Source organism: Streptomyces tanashiensis, from assembly GCF_014648895.1.
Classification (GTDB): domain Bacteria; phylum Actinomycetota; class Actinomycetes; order Streptomycetales; family Streptomycetaceae; genus Streptomyces; species Streptomyces tanashiensis.
In genome coordinates this window covers 369,642-383,835 of record NZ_BMRZ01000004.1, presented here as the reverse complement: position 1 = coordinate 383,835, position 14,194 = coordinate 369,642, and the positions used below count along the sequence as shown (strand labels likewise).

Annotated in this window: 13 protein-coding genes; 7 read left to right on the top strand and 6 right to left on the bottom strand. The window is 73.6% G+C overall.

Features of this window, described 5'->3' with window-relative positions:
- The first annotated feature begins 173 nt into the window (after positions 1-173).
- Positions 174-752 (top strand): rhodanese-like domain-containing protein, encoded by a 579-nt coding sequence (locus IE237_RS17410; protein ID WP_189802878.1) that lies wholly within the window; start codon positions 174-176, stop codon positions 750-752.
- Here the strand turns inward: IE237_RS17410 and IE237_RS17405 are convergent.
- Positions 691-2,037 (bottom strand): uracil-xanthine permease family protein, encoded by a 1,347-nt coding sequence (locus IE237_RS17405; protein WP_189802877.1) that lies wholly within the window; start codon positions 2,035-2,037, stop codon positions 691-693. The genes IE237_RS17410 and IE237_RS17405 overlap by 62 nt on opposite strands.
- A complete protein-coding gene (locus IE237_RS17400; protein ID WP_189802876.1) occupies positions 2,034-3,158 on the bottom strand; it encodes an arylsulfotransferase family protein in 1,125 nt (374 codons plus the stop codon). The genes IE237_RS17405 and IE237_RS17400 overlap by 4 nt, the downstream gene beginning before the upstream one ends.
- A 173-nt stretch (positions 3,159-3,331) precedes the next feature.
- Between IE237_RS17400 and IE237_RS17395 the strand changes: the two genes are divergently transcribed.
- Positions 3,332-3,886, top strand: a complete 555-nt coding sequence (locus tag IE237_RS17395; RefSeq protein ID WP_189802875.1) for a helix-turn-helix domain-containing protein — start codon at positions 3,332-3,334, stop codon at positions 3,884-3,886.
- The gene (locus tag IE237_RS17390) at positions 3,883-4,413 is read left to right on the top strand and encodes a DinB family protein (RefSeq protein ID WP_189802874.1); all 531 of its coding nucleotides are present in this window, start codon (positions 3,883-3,885) and stop codon (positions 4,411-4,413) included. The genes IE237_RS17395 and IE237_RS17390 overlap by 4 nt, the downstream gene beginning before the upstream one ends.
- A gap of 55 nt (positions 4,414-4,468) precedes the next feature.
- Here IE237_RS17390 and IE237_RS17385 read toward each other — a convergent pair whose 3' ends face one another.
- The gene (locus tag IE237_RS17385) at positions 4,469-6,355 is read right to left on the bottom strand and encodes an AMP-dependent synthetase/ligase (protein WP_189802873.1); all 1,887 of its coding nucleotides are present in this window, start codon (positions 6,353-6,355) and stop codon (positions 4,469-4,471) included.
- Positions 6,356-6,506: 151 nt separating this feature from the next.
- Here IE237_RS17385 and IE237_RS17380 point away from each other — a divergent pair, with 151 nt between their 5' ends.
- Positions 6,507-6,701, top strand: coding sequence for a hypothetical protein (locus IE237_RS17380; RefSeq protein WP_189802872.1), 195 nt, complete (start codon positions 6,507-6,509; stop codon positions 6,699-6,701).
- Positions 6,702-6,711: 10 nt separating this feature from the next.
- Here the strand turns inward: IE237_RS17380 and IE237_RS17375 are convergent, their stop codons facing one another.
- Positions 6,712-7,986: a serine hydrolase domain-containing protein gene (locus IE237_RS17375; RefSeq protein ID WP_189802871.1), complete on the bottom strand. Its 1,275-nt coding sequence runs from the start codon at positions 7,984-7,986 to the stop codon at positions 6,712-6,714.
- Positions 7,987-8,204: 218 nt separating this feature from the next.
- Positions 8,205-9,656, bottom strand: coding sequence for an MFS transporter (locus IE237_RS17370; RefSeq protein WP_189802870.1), 1,452 nt, complete (start codon positions 9,654-9,656; stop codon positions 8,205-8,207).
- Between the two features lie 92 nt (positions 9,657-9,748).
- Here IE237_RS17370 and IE237_RS17365 point away from each other — a divergent pair, with 92 nt between their 5' ends.
- A complete protein-coding gene (locus IE237_RS17365) occupies positions 9,749-10,675 on the top strand; it encodes a LysR family transcriptional regulator (protein ID WP_189802869.1) in 927 nt (308 codons plus the stop codon).
- A gap of 26 nt (positions 10,676-10,701) precedes the next feature.
- Here the strand turns inward: IE237_RS17365 and IE237_RS17360 are convergent, their stop codons facing one another.
- The gene (locus tag IE237_RS17360) at positions 10,702-12,105 is read right to left on the bottom strand and encodes a sulfatase family protein (protein ID WP_189802868.1); all 1,404 of its coding nucleotides are present in this window, start codon (positions 12,103-12,105) and stop codon (positions 10,702-10,704) included.
- 379 nt (positions 12,106-12,484) lie between these two features.
- Between IE237_RS17360 and IE237_RS17355 the strand changes: the two genes are divergently transcribed.
- The gene (locus IE237_RS17355; RefSeq protein WP_189802867.1) at positions 12,485-13,282 is read left to right on the top strand and encodes a VOC family protein; all 798 of its coding nucleotides are present in this window, start codon (positions 12,485-12,487) and stop codon (positions 13,280-13,282) included.
- An 85-nt stretch (positions 13,283-13,367) separates the two neighbouring features.
- Positions 13,368-14,168, top strand: a complete 801-nt coding sequence (locus tag IE237_RS17350) for a crotonase/enoyl-CoA hydratase family protein (protein ID WP_189802866.1) — start codon at positions 13,368-13,370, stop codon at positions 14,166-14,168.
- Positions 14,169-14,194 lie beyond the last annotated feature (26 nt).

Sequence of the window (14,194 nt, the reverse complement as noted above, 5' to 3'; positions counted from 1 at the left end):
ACGGGTGGCCCGCGGGACGCTGTGTTGCGGCGGCGTGACGGCCGCGTGGCCACCCGGTGGCGATCCCGTCCGGCACCCCGCGGCGCCGTCCGGCGTCACCTGACATCCCGGGGAACGGCCCCGCCGCCACTGTCGCGGAGCCGTTCCCCGCACCTCCCAAGGACAGGTTCCTCATGGGTATTTCCCGCACTCTCGGCGTCGACGAAGCACTGCCACAGTTGCCCGGTCTGAACGTGGTCGACGTCCGCACCCCCGGCGAGTTCGCGTCCGGCCATCTGCCGGGCGCCGTCAACGTTCCCCTGGACCGCATCGACGGCAGCCTGGCGGACCTGCGGCAGGCCGCCGAGACCGGACCGCTGCTCCTGGTGTGCGCCTCCGGCGCCCGCTCCGAGAAGGGCTCCGCGGTCCTCGCCTCCCACGGGATCGCCGCCGCGAGCCTCACCGGTGGCACCCGGGCCTGGACCGGGGCCGGTCACGGCCTCGCGTACCCGCCCGGCCCCGTGCGGGCCGTCTGGGGGATGGAGCGTCAGGTCCGGTTCACCGCCGGGGCCCTGGTGCTGCTCGGCCTGGTCCTCGGGCTGCTCGCGCATCCGGCGTTCCAGCTGCTGTCGGCTGCGATCGCCGGCGGTCTGGTGTTCTCCGCCCTCACCGACACCTGCGGCATGGCGGTGGTCCTGGGCCGGCTTCCCTTCAATCGGCGCGGCCAGGCACCTCCGTCCCTCCGGGCCGGAGCCGGCCGAGCAGCGCGGTGAGGAGGACCGCCGTCAGCGTGCCGGCGACGACGCCGCTGCCCAGGATCGTCCGGGCCCAGCCGGGGAACCCCGCGTACAGGTCCGGGCTGAGCAGCGGCAGCAGCCCCGCGGTGAGCGCGAGCGCCGCCGTCAGCGAGCCCGGTCCCGTACCGGACAGATCGGCGCGGCGGAGCATCTCGACGCCCATGACGGCGATCACCGCGTAGACGACGAGGGCGGAACCGCCCACGACCGCCTCGGGTATGCCGGCCAGTGCCCGGGAGACGGGGGTGGCCAGGCCGAGGGCGACCAGGAGCGCCCCGGCCCCGGCGGTCACGAAGCGGCTGCGGACGCCCGTGAGCCGGCCGATGCCGATGTTCTCGGCGCTGGTGACCATGAGCGAGGTGCCGAACAGGCCGCCGGCCAGGGACACCAGGGCGTCGGCGCGGGCGACGCGGGGGACGTCGCGCTCGGGGGCGGGAGTCCGGCCGACGGTCTCGCTGTTGAGGACGGTCTGCCCGGTGATCTCGGCCAGTGTGGTGAGGCTGAAGACGAGCAGCGGAAGCGCGGCCACCAGGTCGAACCGCGGTGTGCCGAAGGGCAGGAACACGGGCAGCGCGAAGCCGTCGCCGGACGCGGGGGTGAAGGAGCCCAGGCCGGTGCCGACCGCGACGAGGGTTCCCGCCGCCATCCCGAGGAGGACGGACGTCTGTCGCCAGACGCCGCACAGGAAGACGTAGGCGGCGACGGTCGCCGCGACGGTGAGCGCGGCGAGGAGCACCGCTCGCGGCTCCCCCGTGCCGTCCGGCCCGGTGACGAGCCGGGCGGCGACGCGGATCATCGCGACCCCGATGAGCAGCACGGTCACGCCCATGACCAGGGGCGGGAAGAGCCGTACGACACGGGCGTAGAGGGGCAGGACGGCGAGCAGCAGGGCGGCTGCCAGGAGGACGGCGCCGGTGGCGGTCGCCGGGCCGTGTTCCTGGGCGATCTGGAGGAACAGCGCGGTCGCGGCGCCGCCGGGCAGCATGACGAACGGCAGCCTGCCGCCGATCCGCCACACGCCGAGGGACTGGAGCAGGGCGCCCGCGCCGCAGAGCAGCAGGACGGTGCTGAGCAGCGAGGCCGTCGCTCCGGGCGACATCCTCAGGCTGCCGGCGACGAGGAAGACGGTGGAGACCGGCGCGGCGATCATCGCCAGGACGTGCTGGGCCGCGAGCGGAAGCAGGCGCCTCGGCGGGACCCGTTCGTCGACGTCCTCGACCGTGCGGGCGGTGGCGGGAGTCCCGGGGGGTGTGGTCGTCATGCCGTCGTCTCCAGCCACGGGATCTGGGCCGCGGTGTAGCGGTAGGCGCGGAATACGGCGTTGGGTTCGGAGGGGAAGAGGCCGCGGACCTCGTTCTCGGCGTAGCCGGCGAAGTACGGGACGACGTACTCCCAGCAGAGGTAGCCGTCCTTCGTCACCTCGAAGAGCCGGCCGGACGGGGAGTCGGTGACGAGCGTGTTGCCGTTCGGCAGGCGCTGCGCGGAGCCCATGAAGGGGGCGAAGAAGAACTCGCGGGCCGGGTCGTGGTACTCCCACACGATCGCGCCGTCGGCCCGGTCGATCTCGATGACGCGGGAGTACGGGACGTCGTGGCCGGGCCGGAAGACGCCGTTGTCGAAGACGAGCAGCCGGCCGTCGTCCAGTTCGGTGGGCGCGTGCTGCTGGCTGACCGTGCCGGGGCGGCTGCGCCAGAGGATCTCGCCGGTGTCGCGGCTGATGACGACGACGGCCGAGACGCTCCGCAGGCTCGCCAGGATGTTGCCGTCGCGGAGCGGGGTGACGCTGTTGATCAGCGGCCAGTGCTCGCGGGCGTAGGCCTCGTGGAGCGGGAAGGAGTCGCGGTCGAGGTGCTCCGCGGCGCGCCAGGACCAGAGGAGTTCGCCGTCCGGGCCGACCTCCCTGATGGTGTCGGCCCAGACGAGACCGTCCTCGGCCTCGGAGCCGGGCACTCCGCCGCGTACCGTCGCGGCCTCGGCGCCGGTGAGGGGTTCCAGGGCGGTGTAGAGGATGCGGCCGTCGTCGAGGTGATGGGCGTCGTGGTGCTGGAGGGGGTCCCGGTGCTCCCGCAGCACGGTCCCGTCGGGTGCCGCGCGGAGCATGACGCCGCCCCGGTACTTGTGCCACATCGGGAAGAGGGCCTTCTCCCCGGGGAGGACGCCGTTGTAGGCGAGGGTTCCGTCGTCGAGCAGCCGGGCGTGGCGGCCGGGGCGGTACGGAAGGTCCCACCGGTGGACGGTGCGGCCGTGGAGATCGATGAGGTGGACCTCTCCGGTGCCGGTGAGCGGCGCGTAGAGGGTGTAGCCCTCGGACGCGGCCGTCTCGTCGAGGGCGATGAGGCCGGTGGGACGGCGGCGGCGTGAGTTCTGGTCGATCGTGGGCACGTCGGAGCTCCTCCTTCAAACTTTCTTTGATGAGAACAACCGACTTTGACGTTAGGGGCGTTGTGTGACGGGCGTGTGTCAGGAGTACGAAACCGTCTCCGGGCTCCGGCCGCGCGCCGCGTAGGGTGCCGTCAGGCGCCACCGGGCGCCGGGGCGAAAGGACGGGACCATCCATGGAGGCCGCGAACACACCGCGGGTGGGCGCCGCCGTACGCCGCCGGCGACGGGCACTCGACCTGACGCTCGCCGAGGTGGCACGGAGCAGCGGACTCTCCTCTCCGTTCCTCAGCCAGATCGAGAACGACCGGGCGCGCCCCAGCATGCGGTCGCTGCAGCGGATCGCGGACGCCCTCGGCACCACGGCGGTCCAGCTGCTCGCGGCCTCGGACGAGACCCGCACGGTCGACGTGGTGCGCGCCGGCGACGACAGCGGGCTCGACCGCGAGGCCCGCGTCCGGCCGGTGGTGAGGGGCCGTCACCAGCTGCACGCGCTGGAGTTCGTCGGCGCGCACGAGGCGGACCGCGAGTTCCGGCACCGGAACGACGAGCTGCTGTACGTGGCGGACGGTTCCGTGGAGGTGGAGGCCGACGGGCGCGTGCACCGGCTGGGCCGCGGGGACACACTGCTGCTGTCGGGCGGCGTCCGGCACCGCTGGCGCACCACCGAACCGGGCTCGCGGGTGCTGGCCGTCGCGATCGGCGACCACGTGGAGGTACTGGAGACATGACATGGACGGCGCCGTCGGTCGTGCGCACGCGCCGGCTGGGCGACCTGGGATCCGTGACCGAGCGTCGGATGCTGGAGGGCTGGCTGACCTGGCACCGGGAGACTCTGCTCGCCAAGTGCGCCGGTCTCGACCCGGAGCGGTTGGCGCGGGCCACGGTGGAGCCTTCGAGCCTCACCCTCCTCGGCCTGGTCCGGCACATGGCGGAGGTGGAGCGGTCGTGGTTCCGGCGCGGCTTCGCGGGTGAGGACCTCGGTGACGTCTTCACGGGGCCTTCGGACGGCGACGAGGGGCTCGCCGGGGTCCTGGCGGTCGACGCGGAGCGGGATTTCGGGGTGTACCGGGCCGAGGTCGAGGCGTGCGACGCCGCGGCGGCCGGGCACGACCTCGACGAGACGTTCACGTCCTCGCGCGGGGTCGCCCTCAGTCTGCGCTGGGTCTACATGGTGATGATCCAGGAGTACGCCCGCCACAACGGCCACGCCGACTTCCTGCGGGAGCGGACGGACGGGGTGACCGGGGACGCGTGACGTCCGGTACGGCTCCGGGAGGGCCGTACCGGACGGGCCGGAGAGCGGGCGGGGCTCAGGCTTCGCGGACGCCCTCGTACATGGCTTCGACCACCTCGGCGTACTCGCGCTCCACGACGGGGCGCTTCACCTTGAGGCTCGGGGTGAGTTCGCCGTGCTCGACGTCGAGGTCGCGCGGCAGCACCGAGAACTTCTTGATCGTCTGCCAGCGCTGGAGGTCGGCGTTGACGCTCTGGACGAAGCCGTCGATGAGCGTGCGCACCTCCGGCGAGGAGACGACCTCGGCGTAGGGGCGGCCCCCGAGGCCGTGGGACGCCGCCCAGGGCATGATCACGCTCTCGTCGAGCGCGATCAGGGCGGTGCAGTAGTTGCGGCCGTTGCCGATCACCAGGATGTTGCTGACGAAGGGGCAGACGGCCTTGAACCGGCCCTCGATCTCCGTGGGCGCCACGTACTTGCCGCCCGAGGTCTTGAACAGGTCCTTCTTGCGGTCGGTGATCCGGACGAAGCCCTCCTTGTCGATCTCACCGATGTCCCCGGTACGGAACCAGCCGTCGCTCTCCAGCACTTCGGCGGTCTTCTCCGGGAGGTTGTGGTAGCCGCGCATCACACCGGGCCCCCGCAGGAGGATCTCGCCGTCCTCGGCGATGCGGACCTCGGTGCCGGGCAGGGGTCTGCCGACCGTGCCCACCCGGAAGTCGTCGGCCGGGTTGACGGTGCACCCGGCGCTGGTCTCCGTCAGGCCGTAGCCCTCGAGGACGGGCACGCCGGCGCCGGCGAAGAAGTAGCCGATGTCGGGGGCGAGCGCGGCGCTGCCCGAGGCGCTGCCCCGGAGCTCTCCGCCGAACGCCGCCCTGATCTTGCCGTAGACCAGCTTGTCGGCGAGCGCGTGCTGCACGGTGAGCCACAGGGGGATCCGGCGGCTGCCCGTCGCCACCAGGCTCTCCTGTGCCGTCCTGGCGTGGTCGCGGGCCACCTTCGCGGCCCATCGGAAGATCTTGTACCTGGCGCCGCCCTCGGCCCTGGCCTTCGCCGCGATGCCGTTGTAGACCTTCTCGAAGACCCTCGGCGCCGAGGCCATCACGGTGGGCCGGACGACGGGGAGGTTGGTGACGATGCGGTCGATGCGCCCGTCCACCGCGATCACGTGGCCGGTCCGCACCTGACCGGAGATCAGGGCCTTGCCGAAGACATGGGACAGCGGCAGCCACAGGAACTGCACGTCGTCGGGTTGCAGCAGCCCGCTGACCTCCTGCGCCACGCCCTGGTAGGACCAGCAGTCGTGCACGAGGCGCACGCCCTTGGGGCGGCCGGTGGTGCCGGAGGTGTAGATCAGGGTGGCGAGTTGTTCGGGCTCGATGGCCCCGACCGTCGTCTCGATCGCCTCGGGATGTTTCTGGAGGTACGCGGTGCCGCGCTCCTCCAGTTCGGCGAGGCTCAGCACCTCCAGGCCCTCGACCCGGGGGAGTTCCGCCTCCGGGTCGAAGAGGATCGCGTGGCCGAGCCCGGGCAGGCGGTCCGCGTGCTCGACGACCTTGGCCAGTTGGGCGGCGTTCTCGACGAAGATCGCCCGGCTGTCGGAGTCGGCGAGGATGTACGCCGTCTCGTCGGCGTTGGTGCTGGGGTAGACGGCGGTCGCGGCGGCGCCCGCGCACATCACCCCCAGGTCGGCGAAGATCCACTCCACCCGGGTCGAGGAGGAGATGGCCACCCGCTCCTCGGTCCCCAGCCCGAGGGCGAGCAGGCCTGCCGCGATCGCCGTGACGCGCTCGGCCGTCTGGGCCCAGGTCAGCGAGCGCCATTCCTCGGCGCCGTGAGCACCCGGGCCGGCTGCCACGGGGTAGCGGTAGGCCTCCCGGTCCGGTGTGGCCTCGACCCGCGAGAGGAAGAGGTGCGCCACCGAGTGCGGCCGGTTTTCGAGCAGGTACTGCGCGGAACTCATGGCGACCTCCGGGCCCAGTGCGCCGGTCAACGTCATTGACCGGCGGGTAACTTGCGCGCTGGGGTGAGGCTAGGGGGAAACCCGTCACCGCGTAAGGGGTCGGTCCCCGTCCGTCTCGCCGTGGGCCGCGATCAGCGGCCCGAGAAGCCGGGTGCCGGGCCCCACCCGGCCGCCGGGGCCGGGCGGGCGACGCGCGGGCGACGCGGGGGCGACGCGCGGGCGCGGGCGCAGGCGCAGGCGCGGCACACTGACCGACGAACAGCTGCCGGCCCTGGTCGACATGGTGCTCCAGCCCGACGGCAGCCCGGTGGTGACGTATCTGGGGTACGCGGTCCGCCGGGCCTGAGCCGGCGCCCCTACGGGTGCGCCCCCCAGTGGCCCGGGCCGCGGTCGCCGAGCAGCGCGCAGACGAACCGCTCCTCGGTCGCGCGCAGCCGGGCCAGCAGCGCGGGGTCCAGCGTCGCCTGGCTGGTGAGGGAGACCGTCACCGTGCGCCGGCCGTCCCGTGTGGCCGCGGCGAACTGCGTGTAGCCGGGGGTGTTGCCCGTGTGTCCGAGGACCGCGCCGCAGCGTGTGGTGTAGCGGAAGAGGCCCAGACCCGCCGCGTTGGCGCCGGGGCCGGCCGGCTCGGAGGCGCCGCCGGGGAGGAAGTCCTGCTGGGCACGGCGGGTGGTGGGGGTCAGCAGCTCCGGTCCGGCGTAGCCGCCGATGAACCTGCTCAGGTCGGCCGGGGTGGAGACGATGCCGCCCGACGCCCAGGCCCCGGAGGCGCTGACCGCCTCGCTCACGTCCTCGGGCTGCTCGCCGGGGGCGGTGAAGTAGCCGTGCAGGAAGGGGCGGGGAAGCAGATAGCCCTGGGGCAGGCTCGTCGCGGTGAGGTCCAGCGGGCGGTACACGAGCTGCCTCAGCAGCGACTCGTACGGGCGGCCGGTGGCCTGTTCGGCCATCAGGGCGACCGCGATGTTGTCCGAGTTGGAGTAGGCGTACCGGCTGCCCGGAGGGAAACCCAGGGGCTGGTCGGCCACGAAGTCGAGGAGCCGGCGGGAGTCGAAGTGGTGGCGGGGGTCGGCGCGGACGATGTCCTGGAAGGCCTGGCTCCTGCTGTAGTCCGGGAGTCCGCTGGTGTGCTGGAGGAGCTGTCGCAGGGTCACCGCGTGCCAGGCGGCGGGCAGGTGGGGCAGGCGTCGCCCGATCGTGTCGTCCAGTTCCAGGGCCCGCCGGTCCACCAGGCTCAGCGCGACCGCGCCGCTGAAGGCCTTGGCCACGCTCGCGATCCGCATGTGGTCGTCGGGCCGGGGCCGGCGGTCCGTGCCCACCTCGGCCGTGCCGGCCCGGTAGACCTGCCGTACGCCGTCCCGGGTCAGGATCGCGATCGCGCCGGGCGGGCCGCCCGGCGCCCCCACCAGGTCGGCGAGGGCCCGCTGGAGCTCCGGGTCGCCGTGGCCGGGGCCGTACGGGGACGGTGCGGCGGCCCTGACCGGGGCCGTCGCCGCCCCGCCGAGGAGACCGGCCGCCACGACCGCCCCGACGGCCGCCGCGCGGAGTCGGCGCCTCGGGCGAGGTCGGGTACGAGCAGGGGCGGAGCCCGTGGAATTCCGCCCGCCGTACGCGGCGGGGACACGTCGGTGCATGCGTTACCTCCTCGACTGCGGGACCGGGGACGGCGGACGGTGCCCGCGGTCCGGATCCGGTCGTACGACCGGCCGTCCCGGCCCGCGTCGGCCACCGGGCCTTCCTGTCCCAGGATTCGGCCACCCTCTCGCGGACCCGGCGCCGCCGCGCGCCGCCTGCGCCATCCGGCCCACACGCGCCTCCGGGGGACGGCGGGGCGGGAGCTCGCGCCCCCTCCTCAGGGGGTGGGGGCGGTCCCGGCGCCGGTCCGCCGCCCGGACCCGGTCCGGTATCCGACGGTGACCAGGACCGTGGCGACGAGGACGACCGTGCCCACCGTGCGCAGCGCCGGGCTCATCGCGTCGGCGAAGGACGCCGCGTGGGCGTCGGCGTGGTGCACGGCGAGCACGGTGCCGGTCACGGCCACACCGAGGGCGGCACCGATCTCCCGGGCCGAGGTGCCGAGGCCGGAACCCAGACCGGCCTGGTGCGCGGGGAGGGAGGAGACGACGCCCACGGTCAGGGCCGGCATGCACAGGCCGGTGCCCGCCGAGATCACCAGGAGCCAGCAGGCGTACAGCGCGTACGGCGTGGCCGCGCCGGCGGTGGAGGCTCCCACGAGTCCGGCGCCGATCAGGAAGAGCCCGGTGGCGACGGCGGGACGCGGGCCGGAGGCGGCCTGCCAGCGGGTGGCGACCTTGGGGAAGAGGGCCATGCCGATCGTGAGCGGGACGATGGCGAGGCCGGTGACGGCGGGGCCGTACCCCTTGACGTACTGCAGGTACTGCGAGTTGGCGTAGAACAGCGAGAAGAGGCCGAAGAATCCGGTGGCCGTGCCCAGGACGGCGGCGCGCAGCCGCCGGGAGCGGAAGACCCGCGGATCGAACAGGGCCGCCTCGGAGCGCAGGGCGTACCAGGTGAACAGACCGGTCAGTGCCGCGCCCGCCGCGAAGAGGACGAGGATGCGCGGCGAGGTCCAGCCGTAGGCCGGGCCTTCGATGATGCCCGCGAGGAGGGCGACCAGGGCCGCGACGAGCAGCAGGGTGCCGCGCGGGTCGGGGTGTCCCTGCGGGGAACGCCCGGTGCGCGGGACGGTGACGGTGACGGTCCAGGCCAGCAGTGCGGCCAGGGGGACCATGAGCCAGAACAGGGCGCGCCAGGAGAGGAACTGGCCGACCGCTCCCCCGCCGACGTTCCCCGCGAGACCGCCCAGACCGACGGCGAGGGTCCACGAGGCCAGGGCCCGGGCCCGGTGTTCCGGTCCGGCGAGCTGGACGAGGATCGACATGGTCGCGGGCATGACGCAGGCGGCCCCGGCCCCGGACACCCCGCGGCCGGCGATCAGCAGCGCGGGCGAGGTGGCGAGGGCGCTGAGCGCCGCCCCGGCGGCGAACAGCGCGAGACCGGCGAGCAGGACGCCCTTGCGGCCCCGGCGGTCCCCCAGCGCCCCGGCGGGGATGAGCAGTCCGGCGAAGACGATGACGTAGGCGTCGACCGTCCACAGCAGCTCGGTGGGGGACGGATGCAGGGAGGAGGAGGCGAGTTGGGGGATGAGGAGGTTGATGGCGGCGACCATGCTCTGCGCGACGAGGACGCAGGCGCACAGGGCGAGCAGGGTCGACCGGGCGATCGCGGTCGGCGCGGGCCCGGCCGGGGCGGAGGGAGGCGGTGAGAGGGCAGGCGAGGACATGGCTCCTCCGGGGAGCTTCGTGGTGAGGGGATGTGCGCCCACCGTAGGCTCGGCCCATGGATTACTTCCAGTGCATCTTTCGCAAGGGGTGAGTGCGTGTGACGCAATCCGTGGAGCCCACCGGCCTCGACCTCAATCTTCTCCTCGCCCTCGACGTCCTCCTGGAGGAACAGAGTGTGCGGGGAGCGGCCCGGCGGCTGCATCTCTCCGAGCCGGCCACCAGCCGCACCCTGGGCAGGATCCGCAAGGCGCTCGGCGATCCGATCCTGGTGCGCGCGGGGCGGGCGATGGTGCCGACACCGTACGCGCTGTCCGTACGGGCCGAGGTGGGCGCGGTCGTGGAGCGGGCCAGGGCGCTCTTCGCGGCCTCGGGCCCCCTCGATCTGCGCGGCGTCGCCCGGACGTTCACGGTGCTCGGCCAGGACTCCCACGCCGCCCTGCTGGGGCCCGCGCTCCTCGCCCGCGCCGGCCGCGAGGCGCCGCTGGTGCGGCTGCGGTTCCTGAACGAGAGTCACGTCGACGCGCCGGCGCTGCGGGAGGGCGTCGCCGACCTGGAGGTCGGTGTCATCGACACCGTCCATCCCGAGGTGCGCACCGAGCACGTCCTGGACGACCGCATGCTCGCGGTCGTCCGGGCGGGACACCCGCTCCTGCAGGGGCGGCTGACCCGGCGGAGGTTCGCGACGGACGCGGACCACCTCGTCGTCTCGCGCCGGGGACGGCTGCACGGCCCCGTGGACACCGCTCTGGCCGAGCACGGCCTGCGGCGGCGGGTGGCCGCGGGCGTCGGCACGTACCCGGCGTCGCTGTTCGTCCTCCGCGACACCGATCTCGTCGGCCTGATCAGCGCGCGGAGCCGCGCGCTGGCCGAGTCCCTCGGACTGGTCGCCTTCGAGGTCCCTCTCGACCTGCCACCCCTGCCGGTCGGCCTCGCCTGGCATCCCCGGCACGACGCCGATCCGGCGCACGCGTGGCTGCGGGGCTGTGTACGGGACCTGCTGCTGGACCGGTCCGGCTGATCCCGGACCGGTCCGGCAGGCGCGGGTCAGGAGGCGCGGTCGGCGGCGAGCCCGGCGGCCAGGGCGGGGATGCCGAGGGCCTGCTCCTGGGCCGGTGTGGCCTGGTACAGCTTGTTGACCAGCTGGTGGGGGTCGTTCACCAGGTCGTAGTACTCGCGGAACTTCACCTGGCCGGTGCCGGACACCGTGCCGTTCCCGTCGGTCGTCAGGTCGTAGTACTCCGTGTACTGCTCGTCCTTGGCGACGTACGAGGACCAGGTGGGGGTGCCGCCGGTGCCGGTGCCCTGCTTCCACCATTCCACCAGGAGGTGGTCACGGCTGTACCCGGTGAGCAACGACCGGCCGTCCTGCGGTGCGGCGGGGGTGATGCCGGCGGCGTCGAGGATGGTCGGCGCGATGTCGATGTTGGCGACGATGCGGTGGTCCTGGGTTCCCGTGCCCAGTCCGCCGGCCGGCCACGAGAGGTAGAACGGCACCTCGTGCGCCGGGCGGTAGGGCACCGACTTCGCCGTCCAGCCGTGGTCGCCCCAGCTGAAGCCGTTGTCCCCGATGTAGATGACCAGGGTGTTGTCGAGCTGGCCGAGGGCCTGCAGCCTGTCCTTGAAGGCCTGCACCGCGTCGTCGACGGAGAGCAGGGTGCGGAGCTGCTCGGCGCGGATCCGCCGACCGTCGGCGAGGGTGCCGGTGGCGTTCTTGATGTAGCCCGGCTTGTCGCTGCGGTCGGCCTCGGGGACGGAGGGGCGGCCGTTCCACTCGGGGACGACCGTGTCGGCGTACTTCGCCTCGGGGGTGCGCGGGCCGTGGGACGCGTAGGGCGTGACGTAGGCGAACCAGGGCCTGGTGTCGGTGGCGGCCTTGTCGAGGAACGCCAGGGTGCGGTTCTTGACGATGGTGGTGGTGTAGCCGTTGATCGTCTGCACGGTGCCGTCGACGTTCCAGCGGGCGTCGGTGTACCCGGGCTGGAGAAGGGCGAACTCCTCGAAGTGCGGCGGGTTGTCCTCCAGGGTCCAGGAGTTGAGGTACTTGCCGAACAGGCCGGTGCGGTAGCCCGCCTGCTTGAGGTACTTCTGCACGGTGGTGCTCTGGTCGAGCGCGTACGAGGCCTTGTTGTTGCGCACGCCGTGGTGGTGGGCGTGGCGGCCGGAGAAGACGCTGGAGCGCGAGGGCGCGCACAGCGGGGTGGTGACGTGGCCGTCGGTGAACCTCACGCCCTGGTCGGCGAGCCAGGCGACGGTCTTGGGCAGGGCCCATTCGGTGTGCTTGGGCTGGTCGTCGGTGACGATCAGCAGGATGTTCGGCCGGGCGGCGGCAGCGGCGGGGCCCGCCGCGGCGGCCTGGGCGAAGGTGGGTACGGCGGTCGCGGCCGCGACGGCTGCGGCGCTGCCGAGGAAGCCTCGCCGGCTCACCTGCGGGCGTCGGTTCTCGCTCATGATGTCCATTCCTCTGGGTGCGTGGGCACAGGAGGGCGCCGCGGACGAACGGCGTGGGGACATGCCGTCGACCGCGGTGCGGAAGGGGAGGGACGGGAGTCGGGCGGGGGCGCCGGGTGGGGATCCCGTGGGGGGAGGAGGGCGCGTTCAGCGCGCCGGGGCGACCGTACACAGGGCGCTCGCCACGTGCCCCTGGTCGACGTGGCGGCGCGCAGTGAGCATCTCTGCTGCCATGGCCACGACCATAGAAGGTGCGAAAGCGCGGTTCCATGTACGGCGGATGAAATGCGGAACGGCGCGACGGAGGAGCGGCCGACGGGCAGGAGGCGGTGTCCGGTGCCAGGCTGAGGGCAGACCGCATCCACGGAAGGGAATCACCATGCTCACCACCGCCTTCGTGCCGGGCTCGCCCTGCTGGCTCGACCTCGGCGCCCCCGACGTGCCGGCGGCCGCCGCCTTCTACGGTGCCGTGCTCGGCTGGGAGTACGAGCCGATGGGCGAGGGGGAGGACACGGAAGGCGGAATGTTCCGGAAGGACGGGAAGGTCGTCGCCGGGCTCGGCAGGCTGACCGAGCCGGGCGCGCGCTCGGCCTGGATGATCTACTACACCGTCGCCGACGCCGACGCCACGACCCGGGCGGTGGAGAGCGCGGGCGGCACGGTCCGGGTGGCACCGAGGAGCTTCGGCGAGCAGGGCCGGATGGCCCAGTACAGCGACCCGCTGGGGGGACAGTTCGCCGTCTGGCAGTCGGGCGACCTCAAGGGCGCCGAGCTGATGGACGAGCCGGGTTCACTGAGCTGGACCGAGCTGTACACGACCGACGCGGCCGCCGCGAAGGCGTTCTACGGCGAGGTCCTCGGCTGGCGGTTCGGCGACATGGAACTCCCCGACGACGCGGGCACGTACAGCCTGATCACGCCCGCGGGGCTGCCCGACGAGCGCATGCACGGCGGACTCATGCAGCTGTCCGCGGCGGACCTCGACGTCGCCGGCGGACGGCCGTACTGGCACCCCGTCTTCGCCGTCGCCGACTGCGACGCCACGGTCGCCGAGGTCACCCGGAGCGGCGGAAGCGTGCAGATGGGACCGGTGGACATGGAGGGGGTCGGCCGGCTCGCGGTCTGCCTCGACCCGTCGAACGCCGACTTCGTGGTCCTGACCCCGCCCGCGGGCTGAGCGGCCGGTACGGAGCGGCGCGCACGGGGCCGGTCGGCCGGTTCCCGGTCTGGAAACCGGGCCACCGCCCCGTGAGAATGCCCCCATGACCGATGCAGCAGCGACACCGGCGGAGCGGGACGCGGTACGCGTCGAGCGCGACGGGCCCGTGACCACGGTGATCCTGTCGCGGCCCGCCGCCCGCAATGCCGTGGACGGGCCGACGGCCCGCCGACTGGCCGACGCCTTCCGCGCGTTCGAGGCCGACGAGGAGGCCTCGGTCGCGGTGCTGTGGGGCGAGGGCGGGACGTTCTGCGCGGGCGCCGACCTCAAGGCCGTCGGTACCGGGCGCGGCAACCGGGTGGCGCCCGACGGAGACGGCCCGATGGGGCCGACCCGGCTGGAGCTGACCAAGCCGGTCGTCGCGGCCGTCAGCGGCCATGCCGTGGCCGGCGGACTCGAACTGGCCCTCTGGTGCGACCTGCGCGTGGTCGAGGAGGACGCGGTCCTCGGGGTGTTCTGCCGCCGGTGGGGCGTGCCCCTGATCGACGGCGGCACGGTCCGCCTTCCCCGGCTGATCGGCGAGAGCCGCGCGATGGACCTGATCCTGACCGGCCGCCCGGTCCCGGCGCCCGAGGCGTACGCGATCGGGCTCGCCAACCGTCTCGTCCCGCCCGGCCGGGCCCGGGCCGCGGCGGAGGAACTCGCCCGGGAGATCGCCGGCTTCCCCCAGCTGTGCCTGCGCCACGACCGTCTCTCCGTACGGGAGCAGCACGGCCTGCCCGAGGCCGAGGCCCTGGCCGCCGAGCTGCGGCACGGCATGGTGCCGCTGTCGGCGGGCGAGACCCTCTCGGGCGCCGCGCGCTTCGCCGCCGGGGCGGGACGGCACGGCTCCTTCACCGAGTGAGCCGCAGGCGTCCCCCGTCGCCGGGA